Origin of the sequence: Mycobacterium sp. ST-F2, assembly GCF_001905655.1 — a bacterium.
Classification (GTDB): domain Bacteria; phylum Actinomycetota; class Actinomycetes; order Mycobacteriales; family Mycobacteriaceae; genus Mycobacterium.
The window spans coordinates 1-14,024 of sequence record NZ_JMHT01000107.1 but is presented as its reverse complement, the minus strand read 5'-3'; the positions used below and the strand labels follow the sequence as shown (position 1 = coordinate 14,024).

General features: G+C 68.1%; 15 protein-coding genes. 4 read left to right on the top strand and 11 right to left on the bottom strand.

The annotated features are described in order from the left end of the window. The 7 genes from whiA to EB75_RS27905 form a co-directional block, all read right to left on the bottom strand. On the bottom strand, positions 1 to 859 hold an 859-nt coding region (whiA, locus tag EB75_RS27935), incomplete at its 3' end, for a DNA-binding protein WhiA (protein WP_142239877.1). Beyond that, positions 856 to 1,911: a gluconeogenesis factor YvcK family protein gene (locus EB75_RS27930; RefSeq protein WP_073698445.1), complete on the bottom strand. Its 1,056-nt coding sequence runs from the start codon at positions 1,909 to 1,911 to the stop codon at positions 856 to 858. The genes EB75_RS27930 and whiA, both read right to left, overlap by 4 nt. After that, complete coding sequence (rapZ, locus tag EB75_RS27925; RefSeq protein WP_073698449.1) at positions 1,908 to 2,816, bottom strand: RNase adapter RapZ; 909 nt, start codon at positions 2,814 to 2,816, stop codon at positions 1,908 to 1,910. The genes EB75_RS27930 and rapZ overlap by 4 nt, the downstream gene beginning before the upstream one ends. 31 nt (positions 2,817 to 2,847) lie before the next feature. Next, positions 2,848 to 4,854, bottom strand: coding sequence for an excinuclease ABC subunit UvrC (gene uvrC / locus EB75_RS27920; RefSeq protein WP_073698444.1), 2,007 nt, complete (start codon positions 4,852 to 4,854; stop codon positions 2,848 to 2,850). A 9-nt stretch (positions 4,855 to 4,863) separates the two neighbouring features. After that, on the bottom strand, positions 4,864 to 6,198 hold the full coding sequence (gene murD / locus EB75_RS27915) for a UDP-N-acetylmuramoyl-L-alanine--D-glutamate ligase (protein WP_073698443.1): 1,335 nt from the start codon (positions 6,196 to 6,198) through the stop codon (positions 4,864 to 4,866). Further along, entirely contained in the window at positions 6,195 to 7,526 is a 1,332-nt protein-coding gene (locus EB75_RS27910; protein ID WP_073698442.1) for a MurL-like N-terminal domain-containing, read from the bottom strand. Before EB75_RS27910 ends, murD begins: the two co-directional genes overlap by 4 nt. Next, positions 7,523 to 8,266 (bottom strand): hypothetical protein, encoded by a 744-nt coding sequence (locus EB75_RS27905; RefSeq protein WP_142239876.1) that lies wholly within the window; start codon positions 8,264 to 8,266, stop codon positions 7,523 to 7,525. Before EB75_RS27905 ends, EB75_RS27910 begins: the two co-directional genes overlap by 4 nt. A 19-nt stretch (positions 8,267 to 8,285) precedes the next feature. Between EB75_RS27905 and EB75_RS27900 the strand changes: the two genes are divergently transcribed. Beyond that, complete coding sequence (locus EB75_RS27900) at positions 8,286 to 8,780, top strand: GNAT family N-acetyltransferase (RefSeq protein WP_073698447.1); 495 nt, start codon at positions 8,286 to 8,288, stop codon at positions 8,778 to 8,780. Here the strand turns inward: EB75_RS27900 and EB75_RS27895 are convergent. The 3 genes from EB75_RS27895 to EB75_RS27885 are packed head-to-tail and all read right to left on the bottom strand — an operon-like array spanning position 8,755 to position 10,957. Further along, the gene (locus EB75_RS27895; protein WP_073698440.1) at positions 8,755 to 9,231 is read right to left on the bottom strand and encodes a PH domain-containing protein; all 477 of its coding nucleotides are present in this window, start codon (positions 9,229 to 9,231) and stop codon (positions 8,755 to 8,757) included. The genes EB75_RS27900 and EB75_RS27895 overlap by 26 nt on opposite strands. Further along, entirely contained in the window at positions 9,228 to 9,701 is a 474-nt protein-coding gene (ribH, locus tag EB75_RS27890) for a 6,7-dimethyl-8-ribityllumazine synthase (RefSeq protein ID WP_073698439.1), read from the bottom strand. Before ribH ends, EB75_RS27895 begins: the two co-directional genes overlap by 4 nt. Then, entirely contained in the window at positions 9,698 to 10,957 is a 1,260-nt protein-coding gene (locus EB75_RS27885; RefSeq protein WP_073698448.1) for a bifunctional 3,4-dihydroxy-2-butanone-4-phosphate synthase/GTP cyclohydrolase II, read from the bottom strand. The genes ribH and EB75_RS27885 overlap by 4 nt, the downstream gene beginning before the upstream one ends. A gap of 371 nt (positions 10,958 to 11,328) precedes the next feature. Between EB75_RS27885 and EB75_RS27880 the strand changes: the two genes are divergently transcribed. From EB75_RS27880 to EB75_RS27870, 3 genes are read left to right on the top strand one after another with little or no spacing between them, the layout of a single operon-like run. Then, positions 11,329 to 11,649 carry a DUF732 domain-containing protein gene (locus EB75_RS27880; RefSeq protein ID WP_073698438.1) on the top strand — a complete coding sequence of 107 codons (321 nt, stop codon included), beginning with the start codon at positions 11,329 to 11,331 and terminating at the stop codon, positions 11,647 to 11,649. Next, entirely contained in the window at positions 11,646 to 12,071 is a 426-nt protein-coding gene (locus tag EB75_RS27875; protein ID WP_142239875.1) for a DUF732 domain-containing protein, read from the top strand. The genes EB75_RS27880 and EB75_RS27875 overlap by 4 nt, the downstream gene beginning before the upstream one ends. A 47-nt stretch (positions 12,072 to 12,118) precedes the next feature. After that, a complete protein-coding gene (locus EB75_RS27870) occupies positions 12,119 to 12,775 on the top strand; it encodes a hypothetical protein (RefSeq protein ID WP_073698436.1) in 657 nt (218 codons plus the stop codon). Positions 12,776 to 12,815: 40 nt separating this feature from the next. Here the strand turns inward: EB75_RS27870 and EB75_RS27865 are convergent, their stop codons facing one another. Further along, entirely contained in the window at positions 12,816 to 13,238 is a 423-nt protein-coding gene (locus tag EB75_RS27865) for a phage terminase small subunit (protein WP_502689406.1), read from the bottom strand. Positions 13,239 to 14,024: the final 786 nt, after the last annotated feature.

Sequence of the window (14,024 nt, the reverse complement as noted above, 5' to 3'; positions counted from 1 at the left end):
GCGCCGTGGGCGGGTCGGCGAGCCGGCCCAGTTCCTCGAGCGAGGCCTGCCGGTGCTCGACCCGCAGCCGACCGGCGGCCGACAGGTGATCGGGCACGGTGTCACCGAGGATGTCGAGCGCCCGCTCGACCCGCGCCGCCGCCGCGACCGCCGCCCGGGCGGACCGGCGCAGGTTCGCGTCGTCGAAGTTGGCCAGCCGGTTGGCGGTGGCGCGCACCTCGCGGCGCATGCGCCGCTCTTCCCAATTGAGCCGGGTGTCCTGGGCGCCCATCCGGGTCAGCAGCGCGCCGATGGCCTCGCCGTCGCGCACCACCACCCGGTCGCTGCCGCGGACCTCACGGGCCTTGGCGCTGACCCCGAGCCGACGGGCCGCACCGACCAACGCCAGCGCCGCCTCCGGTCCCGGGCAGCTGACTTCCAGCGCCGACGACCGGCCGGGCTCGGTCAGCGAACCGTGGGCCAGGAATGCGCCGCGCCATGCCGCCTCGGCGTCCCCGACGCTGCCGCCGACCACCTGGGCCGGCAGGCCGCGCACCGGCCGCCCGCGCAGATCGAGCAGTCCGGTCTGGCGCGCCAGCGCCTCACCGTCCTGCGCGACGCGCACGACGTAGCGGGTGCTCTTGCGGATGCCGCTGGCCGACAGCACATGCACGACGGCGTTGTAGCCGTACAGGTCGTAGATGTCCTTGCGCAGCCGCCGGGCGATGCTGCCCAGGTCGACCTCGGCCTCGACGACGACGCGGCCGGCCACGATGTGCAGGCCGCCGGCGAAGCGCAGCAGCGACGCCACCTCGGCGCGGCGTGCCGTCACCGAGTTGACGACCAGCCGGCTCAGCTCGTCCTTCACTTCCGACGTCATCGCCACGAATCGTCACCTCTTGGTCCTTCAGGGGTCGGCTGCTGACGGAAACCGTCGGCCGACCGAGCGGCGGGAGTGGATGGCTCGTATGCGGGCCGGGGCGGTGCGCCGCCATGGAGGCGCACTCGCTCCAGCGCAGCCGCAAGCCGTGCCGGGTCATGTAAAGGTGTACCAGGTCGGGATACGTCAGCAAACTCGACCTGAGCCTCGAGAAACGCGGCCGCGCGGCGCAGTTGGTCGCGTTCGCGCTCACTGGGCACGCTCGCGGCGTCGACGATGATGTCGTGCACCGTCAGGCCCGGGGCGTGCTGCGACAGCACGTGCACATGGCGTTCGGCGGAGAACCCGGCGGTCTCGCCCGGCTCGGCGGCGAGGTTGAGCACCAGCGCGCGCCGCGCCTCGGTCGCTTGCAGCGCGGCCAACAGCTGCGGCACCAGCACATGCGGTATCACGCTGCTGAACCACGAACCCGGCCCGAGCACCACGAGGTCGGCCGACATGATGGCGTCGACGGCCTGCCGGGTGGCCGGCGGATCACCCGGCAGCAGCCGGACGCGGCGCACCTTGCCCGGGGTGGTGGCGACGGCGACCTGACCGCGGATCACGCGACTCATCCGCGGATCGGCCTCGAGCCCGGACACGTCGGCCTCGATCTGCAGGGCGATGGGGCACATCGGCAGCACCCGGCCCTTGACCCCGAGAATGCGGCCGAGCTCGTCGAGCGCGGCGACCGGGTCGGCCAGGACCTCGTTGAGGCCGGCGAGCAGCAGGTTGCCGATCGGGTGCCCGGCCAGCGCACCGCTGCCGTTGAAGCGGTGCTGGATGATGGTGGCCCACAGCTGTCCGTGCGGACTGTCAGATGCCAAGGCCGCCAACGCCATTCGCAGATCGCCCGGAGGCACGATGTCCAGTTCGGACCGCAGCCGGCCCGACGAACCGCCGTCGTCGGCGACGGTCACGACGGCCGTGACGTGCGGCGTCAGCCGACGGGCCGCGGACAGCGTGGCGTAGAGGCCGTGCCCGCCGCCGAGCGCAACGATGCGTGGACTCATTCGCGCCCCAAATCCCGGTGCAGCACCCGCACGGTCAGGTTGTCATCACCACCACGCAGCCGGCCGGCCAGCGCTTCGGCGATCGCGACGCTGCGGTGCTTGCCGCCGGTGCAGCCGATGGCCACGGTCATGTAGCGCTTACCCTCCCTGCGATAGCCGTCGATCACAACCCCCAGCAGCCGATGGTAGGTGTCCAGGAACTCGGCAGCGCCCTCTTGTCCCAGTACGTAGTCCCGAACCGCGGAATGTTGCCCGGTGTGGGGCCGCAACTCGTCGACCCAATGCGGATTCGGCAGGAACCGGACATCCATGACGGTGTCGGCGTCCATCGGCAGACCATATTTATAGCCGAACGATTCGACCGTCACGCTCGTGCCGGTCGACGCCTCCTCGCCGAACGCCCGCTCGATGCTGGCCCGCAAGGCCGGCACCGGCAGCTTCGAGGTGTCGATGATCAGATCGGCCGTCGCGCGCACCGACTCCAGCAATCTCCGTTCGGCGGCAATGCCTTCCGCCAGGGTCTGGTTGCCCTGCAGCGGGTGGCTCCGCCGGTTCTGCTCGTAGCGGCGCACCAGGATGTCGTCGGAGGCCTCCAGGAAGAGCACCCGTGGGAAGACGCTGCGGGTCGCCAATTCACGGCGAACAAAATCGAGGTCACCGGTGAAGCCCCGGGACCGGACGTCCATCACCACGGCCAGTTTCGTGATCCGCGAACCCGCGGCCAGGCCCAGCTCGACCATCCGCGTGATCAGCTCCGGCGGCAGGTTGTCGGCGACGTACCAGCCGAGATCCTCGAGCACCTTGGCGGCGGTGCCGCGACCGGCGCCGGACAGACCCGTGACCAGAACCACATCGATTTCACCGGCAGCACCGTCAATCTGATCGTCTGTCACGACTTCGTCCATCCCCCACCGCTCATCCACTGGTGCTGCGCGCTCACTCTGCTGTCCGATCATTGCCGATATCCGTCGACGCCGCCCCCGGTTCCGGCTGGGAATCAGAGCGCAGCGCATCCACCACCGCCTGGGCCGTCGCCGCTCCGATGCCGGGCACCGCCGTGAGTTCGTCGACGCCGGCTTCTTTCAACCGCGCCACCGAACCGAAATGGGTGACCAACGCCTTGCGCCGATGTTCGCCGAGTCCGGGGATCGCGTCGAGCACCGACGCCGTCATTCGCTTTGATCGCTTGGACCGGTGATACGTGATGGCGAACCGGTGGGCTTCGTCGCGTACCCGCTGCAACAGGTACAGACCCTCGCTGTTGCGCGGCATGATCAGCGGGTCCGGTTGTTCGGGCACCCACACCTCCTCGAGGCGTTTGGCGAGCCCGATAACCGCGACATCGGTGACGCCCAATTCGTCGAGTACGGCGGCGGCGGCGTTCACCTGGGGGCTGCCCCCGTCAACCACGAACAGGTTGGGCGGGTAGGCGAATCGCTTTGGCCGCGCCGGGGTTTCGGCGGTGTCGGTGCCGTCGGTATCGGCACGGACCTGGGTGTCGAGCACGTGGCGCGCGAAGCGCCGCCGGGTCACCTCGGCGATGGACGCCACGTCGTCGGACCGGCCGTCGCCGGCGGCCTCCCGGATGGCGTAGTGCCGGTAATCGGACTTGCGGGGCAGCCCGTCCTCGAACACCACGAGCGAGGCCACCACGTCGGTGCCCTGCACGTGGCTGATGTCGACGCACTCGATGCGCAGCGGCGCGTCGTCCAACTCCAGCGAATCCTGAATGCTCTGCAATGCTTCGGATCTGGCGTTGAAGTCGCCGGCCCGCTTGAGCTTGTGCTGGGCCAGCGCGTCCTGCGCGTTGCGCTGCACGGTGTCGGCCAGCGCGCGCTTGTCGCCGCGCTGGGCGACCCGCAGCTGCACCCGCGAGCCCCGCAGGCCGGACAACCAGTCGGCGAGTTCACCGGCATTGTCCGGAAGTACCGGCACCAGAACCTCTTTGGGCACCGGGTTGGTGGCCTCGTCGGTCGGTCCGGTCCCCCGCAGCTCGGCCTGATCGCCGTAGAACTGCGTGAGGAACTGGCTCACCAGGTAGTCCTCGCCCGATTCGCCCGGGTCGCCGGACCTCTCGATGACCCAGCCGCGCTGGCCACGGACCCGGCCGCCGCGCACGTGGAACACCTGCACTGCCGCTTCCAGATCGTCGTCGGCAAAGGCCACCACGTCGGCGTCGGTGCCGTCGCCGAGCACCACGGCCTGCTTCTCCAGTGCGCGCTTGAGCGCCGAGATGTTGTCCCGCAGCCGGGCCGCGCGCTCGAACTCCAATTGCTCGGCGGCGTCGGCCATCTGCTGTTCCATGTCGCGGGCCAGCCGGTCGGTCTTGCCCGCCAGGAAGTCGCAGAAGTCGTCGACGATCTTGCGGTGCTCCGCGGCGGTCACCCGGCCGACGCACGGCGCCGAACATTTGTCGATGTAGCCCAGCAGGCAGGGGCGGCCGATCTGGTTGTGCCGCTTGAACACCCCGTTGGAGCAGGTACGTGCCGGGAACACCCGGGTCAGCAGATCGAGCGTCTCACGGATGGCCCAGGCGTGCGAGTACGGGCCGAAGTACCGGACGCCCTTACGGCGCGGCCCGCGGTAGACGAACAGCCGTGGGTACTCCTCATTGAGGGTGACCGCCAGCACCGGATACGACTTGTCGTCGCGGTACCGGATGTTGAACCGGGGATCGAATTCCTTGATCCAGTTGTATTCCAGTTGCAGCGCTTCGACTTCGGTCGTGACGACCGTCCACTCGACGCTGCCGGCGGTGGTGACCATCTGCCGGGTTCGGGGCGCGAGCGCCGACAGATCGGCGAAGTAGGAGTTCAGCCGGTTGCGCAGGCTCTTGGCCTTGCCGACATAGATGACCCGACCATGCGGATCCCGGAACCGGTACACGCCCGGTTCCAACGGGATGGTTCCCGGCGCGGGCCGGTAGGTCGATGGGTCGGGCACTGTTACAGGTTAGTTCGACTGACTGACAGCACCGGACGCCTCGTTCTCGGCATCGATGAACTCGCAGAACGCCGCGGCCTTTGCCACGTAGTTGGCGAACAGGTCGTAGCTGGCGGCGCCCGGCGACAACAGCACGGCCGTCACGCCTGGTACCGCGGCCGCGGCCCGTACCGCCGCCTGCAGACTGTCCACCGGGTGCACGGCCTCCGGGTGCGCCGCGGCGAAGCGGCGCCCGATGGTGGCTCCGTTGGTCGGCCCCTGGATGAGGTGAACGTCACGTGCGCCCGAGAGCAGGTAGTCGTCGAGCTGTTCGTAGTCGAGCTGACGGTCCATGCCACCGACGATGAGGGCCACCCGGTCGTCCGGCCGCATCGAGCGCAGGGCGGCGACCACGCTTTCGCCGGTGGTGGCCAGGGTGTCGTCGATCCAGCGCACTCCCCCGGTGCGCCGCACGACCTGCAACCGGTGCGGCAGGGCCTCGAATGTCGTTACCGCACCGAGGAATTCGTCCTCGGTGACCGGACGACCGATCACCTCGGCCGCCGCGACGGCCGCCAGGGCGCCGTTGACGACGTTGTGGTCGTAGGCCATGACGTAGTCGCCTTCGGGACGCGTCACGTCCGCCGGGTCGACGGTGCGCACCACCGACGGCAGGGCGATACCGAGGCGCTCCAGGGCGGCCAGCACCTGCGGCGTGGTCACCAGAACCTCACCGCCGCAGGCAAAGACGTTGGCCTTGGCACCGTGGTAGGCGTCGATGTCGCCGTGCCAGTCCAGATGGTCCTCGAAGAGATTGGTGATCACCGAGATCCGCGGCGACGCGGTGATCAGGGCACACTGCTGGCTGGACAGCTCGGCGACGACGACGGCATCCGGCCCGGGTTCCAGGTCCGACAGCGGGGTGCCGATGTTGCCCGCCACCACGGCGTCCGCGCCGAGCCGCCGCAGCAGGTGCGTCAGGAACGACGCCGTCGTGCTCTTGCCCTTGGTCCCGGTGACGCCGACGGTCTGGGCGGCGTACCGCCGCAGGTACCAGTCGGCGGCACTGGACAGCGTGGTGCCACTAGCGCGCAGCTCGGCGAAAACTGGCTGATGCCAGGGTATTCCGGGGCTGAGGAACACGACGTCGGAGTCCGCCAGCCGGGTCAGGTGCTCAGCGCCGCGCCACAGGTTCAGATTGGCGATGTCGGTCGGCGCGTCCAGCGTGCCCCGGCCGGCGTCGTCGACGGCGTCGATCCGGGTCGCGCCCTCGGCCGCCGCGGTCCGGGCCAGCGACTGGCCCTCCTTGCCGAAGCCCCAGATGCCGACGACGGCACCGGCGAGGTCGGGGCGCTGTGACGTCATGGCCGCTGGTCCAGGGCGGCGCGATAGCGCTCGGGCACGTACTGCACCGCCGGGTTGTCATCGTGGTCGGCGGCGACGCGCGCCAAATCGGCTCGTGCGCTGCGGAACTCCTCGACCAGCGGCAGGCCGGCCCAGGATTCGTCGTCGAGGATGGTCAGCATCGACTCGGCGGCCTCGTAGTACTCGCCGACGCACTCGAACGGCTTGTGCGCGCCCACCCCGAGGATGTCCTCGAACTCGGCGCGACTGTCGGTGTCCTCGAACAGGTTTCGCCCGAAGATGGTCTCCACCTCGGCCCGGCCCAGGCGCGGCGCCATCAGCACGAAGACGAACTGGCACTTCGGGCAGTGGCCGCACCAGGTGGCGCCGCGGCGTCCGGCATCCAGCGCGAACGGCCGGTTGCAGCTGATGAACGCGCGGAAATACTGCGGGCTGGCAGCGAACCGGTCGGCGATCTGCGACTCCGACAGGCCACGCAGCAGCGAGAAGTACCGGTCCGGGTTCAGCCCGTACGCGGCGAGGGTGTCGCGCAACAGCGTCTCGTAGGTGACGCTCTTGGACCACTGGTGGTTGATGTCCTGGCCCATCCATTCGACGTTGCCGACGTTGGACGAGCGCTCGTTGGACAGCACCACCGGCCCGAGGCCCTTGGCATCGGCGACGATCAGCCCGATGATGCTGTTGATCGCCGTCACGGGGATGTGCCCGTTGTAGGCTCCGGCGGCGTTGACGTCGATGAGGGTGCGGTCGATGGTCCGCATGACTCGCACGTGCGGCAGCCCGCTGATCTCGACGCACCGGTCGATGGGGTCGAACTTGTTGACGTTGAACAACACCGGCTGCAGCGGCGCGAGCGCCTCGATGGTCACCACCGAGTCCTTACCGCCGCCGACGGGCACCAGCGGCGTGGCGTCGGGGTTCCAGGTATCGGGCCTCTGCTCGGCGATCTCGGCGCGGTCGCCGGTGATCTCCGGGCTCAGCGCGCCCGGCAGGTTGTTGCGGTAAGCGTACTCACCGAGGCCACCCGCCAACACCTGCCGCAGGTATTCGCGTTCGAAATCGTAAGTCGGGAAGGCGATTTCGATCTGCGGCGGCGCGGCCGCCTTGTAGTAGCTCAACGAGCAGGTCAGCGTCAGCAGGCGCAGCAGCCGGTCGTCGGGCCGGCCGCCGGCCAGGCTGTCACCGAAATCGACGGTCTCGGCGAAGCTGACGTCGTCGGCGGAATCGGCGCCGCACATGGTGTAAAGCCCGTGGAACACGCCACCCTCGACGTCGTAGCCGTCGATGCGGAACGACTTGTAGGACTGTGGGACAAAAGGTTTGGTCACAGCTGCTCCAGGAACGACGGGTAGGCGGAATCAACGGGGACGGCGGTGTCGCCCAGGTGGGCGACGGGATGCGTGCGGTATTGCGGCGAGATCCACCAGGCCCGGCGCACGGCGCCGAAGGGCACTGCATCTCGGCGTGCAACGGGACGCAGAACACCGCACGTCTGCAGTTGGTCGAGAATCGAGACCGGCTCCGGATTCTCGACGCCGACCAGCACGTCACCGGTGTCGAGGACCAGCGCGCCGGCCACGGCGGGGGTGACGTCCGCACCGGGTTCGATGCCGTCGGCGCAGCCGTGCTCGGCCAGCCGGCGCAGCAGCAGATCCACAGTGCCCAGGCTGGTGGTCCGGGCCGCCATCCGCAGCCACGCCTCGTCCGTCGCTGCGGGCGCGGTCCAGTCGCTGTCGCGCCACTCGATCCGGACCGGGTCCGGGTCATGGGCCTGGGAGGACTTGCCCGTCACGGCGCACCGGCCGCCGTCCACGATGGTGACGGTCGCGGCGACCAAGGGCCCCGGGAACCGGGCCAGCGCAGCGCCCAGGTCGGCCTGGGTGGGCATGGCGAGACCGAAGAACTCCGCGGGTTCGGCCAGGTAGGTCCACAACCATCCGGTGTCGACGGTCCTGCCCTGGCAGAGCGGCACGGTCACCGTGGGGTAGGCGCCGAGGCGGCCGACCAGTTCAGCGGGTGCGATCGCCACGACGACGGGCGGCGGCGAAGGCATGCGAAAATCGGTCACTATCAGCAAATTCTATCCCATGGGAGGGAGCGGACCGGTGGGGGTGATCCGGCTCACCGAAGCCGATTGGCGGACCTTCGCCGCGCTTCGCCTGCGCGCGCTGGCCGAAGCCACGGGGACCGACGACGCCGAGTACCGCGCCGAGATGAGTTTCACCGGGACGCAGTGGCGCCGCAGGCTGCGGGCCCACGCCCAGTTCGCCCTGGCCCGGGACGACCGGCTGGTGGGCCTGATCGCCGCACACCGGGCCAGTCCCGGCTCGGTGTACCTGTACTCGCTGTGGACCGACCCCGCCGAACGGGGCCGCGGGGTGGCGCGCACGCTGCTGACCGCGGCGATCGACTGGGGACGCGAACTGGGCACGCACACCGTGACGCTGCGGGTGCACCGGGACAACGCCGCGGCCTTGGGCGTCTACCAGGCCCTGGGCTTCGTCGTCACGGCCGATGCGGCTGCCGGTTCCCAAAGTCCCAGTCCGGCAGACGAACTCACGATGGCTTTGACGCTGAGCTGAGATCCGGGCGGTACTTCACGACCAGTTCCCGCAGGCGATCCATCGCATCGACGGCCCGGGCCTTGTCGACGGTCTGGATGGCCATGATCGGGACGTACTCGTCGTCGGGCAGGTCCACACGGGCCCACCGCGCCCCCAGCGGGAACGACACCCCGACGACGTCCGGCCAGGCAATGGTCTTGTCGCTCAACACATTACGCACGACGATGCCGGCCGGCCCGACCCGCAGCCGGGACCGGGTGGGCAGCAGTACCGCGCCGGCGAGAATGACCCCGAGCAGTGCCATGGACACCTGATCGGAGGTCTGGAAGATGACTCCGGTGGCGCCCATTTTCAGCAGCGCGCCCACCGTGACGTGCACCGCGATGATGACGGCGGCGGCCGCGTAGGCGACGTACTTCACCCGCTGCGGCCGGACCTCCAGGTCCCAGCTACCGGCCTGCTTCGTCATGCCCGCAGGTCGCGCAAGGTGAGCGCGGTCGCCAGGGCCGCCGATGCGGCCTGCTCGCCCTTGTCTTCCGCTGAACCGGGCAGGCCGGCCCGATCGATGGCCTGCTCTTCGGTGTTGACCGTCAGAACCCCGTTGGCGACGGGCGTCGACTCGTCGAGCGACACCCGAGTCAGGCCCTGCGTGACGGCGTCACACACATAGTCGAAATGGGGTGTGCCACCCCGGATCACCACGCCGAGCGCGATCACGGCATCGTGGGTCTTGGCCAATTCCTGTGCCACCACCGGGATTTCGATGGCGCCGAGCACCCGAACCACGGTCGGCTCCGCGATACCGGATGCCGTGGCCACCCGGCGGGCACCGGCGAGCAGGGCGTCACAGATGGTGGTGTGCCAGGTGCTGGCGACGATGGCCAGCTTGATTCCGGACGCGTCGAGCGCCGGCATGTCCGGAACGCCGGCGCCACTCATTTACTGTCTCCGTCCGTTGCGCCACCGGCGAAATCGTCGAGGCCGATGAGGTCGTGCCCCATGCGGTCCCGCTTGGTCATCAGGTACCGGATGTTGTCGGCATTGGGGCCGATGGGCAGCGGCACGCGCTCGATGATGTGCAGGCCGTAGCCGTCCAGGCCCACGCGCTTGGCCGGGTTGTTGGTCAGCAGCCGCATGGACCGGATACCGAGGTCGACCAGAATCTGGGCCCCGATGCCGTAGTCGCGGGCATCGGCGGGCAGGCCGAGCTCGAGGTTGGCGTCGACGGTGTCGGCGCCGGCATCCTGCAGCTGGTAGGCCTGCAGCTTGTGCAGCAGGCCGATGCCGCGGCCCTCGTGCCCACGCATGTAGAGCACGACGCCCCGGCCTTCGTTGGCCACCATCTCCATGGCGGCGTCCAGCTGCGGACCACAGTCGCAGCGGCGCGAACCGAACACGTCACCGGTCAGGCACTCGGAGTGCACGCGCACCAGGACATCGTCGCCGCCCCGGTCGGAGACGTCACCGCGCACCAGGGCCACGTGCTCCACGTCCTCGTACATGCTGGTGTAGCCGACGGCCCGGAACTCGCCGTGCCGGGTCGGGATGCGGGCCTCGGCCACGCGCTCGATGTGCTTCTCGTGCTTGCGTCGCCACTCGATGAGATCGGCGATGGAGATCAGCGCCAGGTCGTGATCGTCGGCGAAGACCCGCAGCTCCTCGGTCTGGGCCATGGAGCCCTCGTCCTTCTGGCTGACGATCTCGCAGATCGCGCCGGCGGGCTGCAACCCGGCCAGCCGGGCCAGATCGACCGCGGCCTCGGTGTGGCCGGGGCGGCGCAACACGCCGCCGTCCTTGGCGCGCAACGGAACTACGTGTCCGGGCTTGGTGAAATCTTCGGCAACGGCAGCCGGATCAGCCAGCGCCTGCATGGTCTTGGCCCGGTCGGAAGCCGAAATGCCGGTTCCCACACCCTTTTTCGCGTCCACCGTGACGGTGTAGGCGGTGCCGTGCTTGTCCTGGTTCACCGCGTACATCGGCAGCAGGCCCAGCCGGTCGCAGACCTCACCGGACAGCGGAACACACAGGTAGCCCGAGGTGTAGCGGACCATGAAGGCCACCAGTTCCGGGGTTGCCTTCTCCGCGGCGAAGATCAGATCGCCTTCGTTCTCGCGATCTTCGTCGTCAATGACGACAACAGCCTTTCCCGCCGCGATATCGGCTATCGCCCGCTCGACGGAATCAAGCCTCGTCATCTCCACCACCCTTGCCGTGGCCACATCAGGGCCATCTTGATCACCTACCAGTATGAACCACTGGTATGGGCCGACTTACTCCCGCCGGTCCGCTCAGCGGACGCAGCGCGCCCGGGCTACTGCGCCGGGGTGAGCAGCCGTTCGACGTATTTCGCGATTAGAGGCGACCGAGCGCTACGCCTGTCCTGCCCCTTCCCTGCTGGGGCCTCACCTTAGAGCACCAAATATGTTCAACCGAGAGGGTCCCCTGAGACGCGTCCCTGTGTTCTGACTGCCGAGTGCCAGCACCCGTTTCATACCCTTCGGCTGAAAAATGACGTCCTCGCGAGTAATCTCCGCTGAAGTTGCTGTCAGACCAAGGGGAGGGTGCTGTGAACAGGTTCTATGTGGGGATTCTGGCGCTGGGGGTGTGCGCAGGTTCGCTTGCTGTCGCCCCGGCAGCGTCTGCCGATGAGGCGAGCTTCCTCGCCGCGCTCGATAAGTCCGGCGCAGACCGCACCTCGGATGAACGCGCACTGCAGCTGGCACGGGGCGTCTGCACTGGCCTCCGCCGTGGCGACGGCATGCAGCAGGCTTACCGAACGATGAGCACCGACCTGGCCGGTTGGATCGGCAGCAGCTCAGCGGGAACCTCGGACAAGTACTTCCGACTGGCCATCGCGAACCTCTGCCCGGAGTGGATGCCGCGATGAAGGCCACCAAGCTCCTCGCCGCAGGAGTCGCGCTGTCGGCACCACTGGTGCTGGCCCCTTCCGCCGTCGCTCTGCCGCCGGGCTGTGACTGGAACACCGACGCTGGCGTCCAGGCCTGCATGGGCGGAGGCCCGATGGACGCCGGGAAGAACGGCAACGGCGACACCTACGGGCCCACGGGCGAGGCCGGATTCCTGCGTGAAGTCAGGCTGGTCGCTTGGTCGGCATCCGTTCTCTCCGACCAACAAGTGATCGACGCAGGGCATTGGGTTTGCAACCAGCGACGCCAAGACCGCTCCCAGAAGAATGTCGTGATGTCGCTCCAGGCCGCCTTCTTCAAGAAGGGAATCACCGACTCTGATTCCGCCTACATCGAGGACAATGCCGAGATGTACCTGTGCCCAGGCCTGCCTGGCCGGTAACCCGAATAACCAGGAAGCCTTGGGCTCGGAGTGGGAATGGGCAGACGATGAGTGACGCGACCTGGCGCGACCAGTACAAGCGGGCGGCGCGATCAGCCAACCTGGTGATTGCTCTGGCCGAAGGTTCCGTCACGTCCATGCCGCCTCAGATGTTCGATCCGGAAGACGCCGTATTCCACTTCTGCGCCGACGCATTCCATCTCCGGGACTGGATCGCTGCTGCGGGAGTCGACCGAGACCAGTTTGACGACGTCAAGGCCTTCGAGAAGGTGCTGAACGCGAGAATCAAGCAACTGGACGACGAACTGTTCAAGAGGTCAGCCGAGCTGGCCGCTTGTAGGGATATCGCCAACGGTTACAAGCATCTCGAACTGACCCGTCCGAGCTTTCTGCCGGACGGGGAGCACTCAGAGGTGGTCGGACGCGCGTTTTCAACGGATTTCAGTGAACCGCAGCGCGTGAAGGCGACGTACACCGTCCAGATCGCCGGACACCAGATGGAGGCACATCTGCTCGCCAAGGTGGCGATGGCGAGGTGGGACACGTGGTTCGCCAGCTCCAGCAGCATCGCGAAGGAGTTGCGCGAGGAAGTGAAAGCGAGACCGTGGACCGGCTGGCCGTGGGAGCCGCAGCCCTGGGGCATCTCGCGCGAGATGGACCTATTCCCCATTACCGATGACGACACGCAGACCGATCCTCAGTGACGGTTTTCAAAAGCCAGTTGCGCCAGCGGATTACCGAGCCTCAGAGGTCCCCGAAGTCATCAGCCGATGTGCGGAGCGGCACTGCGGCCACCTGCGGGCGTGGCTCGACGTAGACGATGCGCTGACTTCTGCGGTCGTCCATGGTGACTGCCATGACGCGCTCCCAGTGGCGTAGCTCGCTGGCCCAGGCGGTCTTACCGGTCCGGTAGAACTCATCGGCCACCAGGGCGGCGTCGAGGGCGAACTCCCAGTCCGAGTCATGCCACAGGCAGCAGTGCGGCATGGTCGACCAGGCGCGCCATTTGCGCCGTGTGTAGATGTGCCACGACTGCCCGTCGGGACGCGTCCTCGACAGCCTGCGGCCACCCTTGAAGGGCACGTTCTCCACCTCGGTCCAGCCGTGCGCTGGCCTGTGACGGCGGGATAGTGTCTCCGCCTTGGGTTTTGGGCCTCTAATGGCCATTCAGGGCCTCCTACGGGGCTGTTCTGGGCGTCTGTATGGCCGCCTGCGGCACGATGTCCGCCCTGGGCGGCTCGGGTGCCCGATCGGCGTATCGACGCCGGTAGCGGGCGATGTGGGCACTGTGCAGAAGCGCACGCAATGCCCGGTGAATGCCTGGCGTCTGACTGTCTGTCATCACGTCTCCTGCAAAGCTCCAGAACACGCTCGGTCAGGGGGCCACTATGAAGGCCGGGACCGGGCAGACCGGGTGTCCGGGGGTATGCCCCCAGGCCACTTTCCATGTCCTAGAAGGCATCTCAGCAGTGTTGGTGCGATGGGGACGGGTCCGGCGAAAACCCATTCATCGTGCCCTAGACCCGTCCCCGTGCAGGCGCGCAGAGAAGCTCTGCGCAGCGTCCGCACCAGCTCACCGGCGCTTGTGGTGCCGGTGAGACACCTACAGCAGCAATGCACCGCATGAGCAGTACTGACCACCTGAAGACAGCGCGCATTCGGCAAGGTGACTCGATCGCGGCTGCATCATGTCGTAAGACCACGCTCCTGGGCTGTCTGCTGCACACATCTTCTGCAGCTGCGCAATCTCACTGGGCCAGAACATCGCTCGCCGCGTCTGTCTGGTGTCCATGGTCTGACTGAAGGCTCCAGACGTCAGCTGCTGGATGCCGCCTTGACCGGCCTCATGCCACCTGAGGATCGCGCCACGGATAACCGCCTTGGCGGCATCAGCATGACTGAATGTCAGCGGTCACGTATTTCCCCAGGTTTGAGGGGTTGTCCGTCACGTAA

Coding starts and splice junctions, on each gene's coding strand:
- EB75_RS27930 (WP_073698445.1), bottom strand. CDS start 1,911: ATGAGTCCACGCATCGTTGCGCTCGGCGGCGGGCACGGCCTCTACGCC.
- rapZ (WP_073698449.1), bottom strand. CDS start 2,816: ATGGACGAAGTCGTGACAGACGATCAGATTGACGGTGCTGCCGGTGAA.
- murD (WP_073698443.1), bottom strand. CDS start 6,198: ATGACGTCACAGCGCCCCGACCTCGCCGGTGCCGTCGTCGGCATCTGG.
- EB75_RS27900 (WP_073698447.1), top strand. CDS start 8,286: ATGGGAGGGAGCGGACCGGTGGGGGTGATCCGGCTCACCGAAGCCGAT.
- EB75_RS27895 (WP_073698440.1), bottom strand. CDS start 9,231: ATGACGAAGCAGGCCGGTAGCTGGGACCTGGAGGTCCGGCCGCAGCGG.
- ribH (WP_073698439.1), bottom strand. CDS start 9,701: ATGAGTGGCGCCGGCGTTCCGGACATGCCGGCGCTCGACGCGTCCGGA.
- EB75_RS27885 (WP_073698448.1), bottom strand. CDS start 10,957: ATGACGAGGCTTGATTCCGTCGAGCGGGCGATAGCCGATATCGCGGCG.
- EB75_RS27875 (WP_142239875.1), top strand. CDS start 11,646: ATGAAGGCCACCAAGCTCCTCGCCGCAGGAGTCGCGCTGTCGGCACCA.
- EB75_RS27870 (WP_073698436.1), top strand. CDS start 12,119: ATGAGTGACGCGACCTGGCGCGACCAGTACAAGCGGGCGGCGCGATCA.
- EB75_RS27865 (WP_502689406.1), bottom strand. CDS start 13,238: ATGGCCATTAGAGGCCCAAAACCCAAGGCGGAGACACTATCCCGCCGT.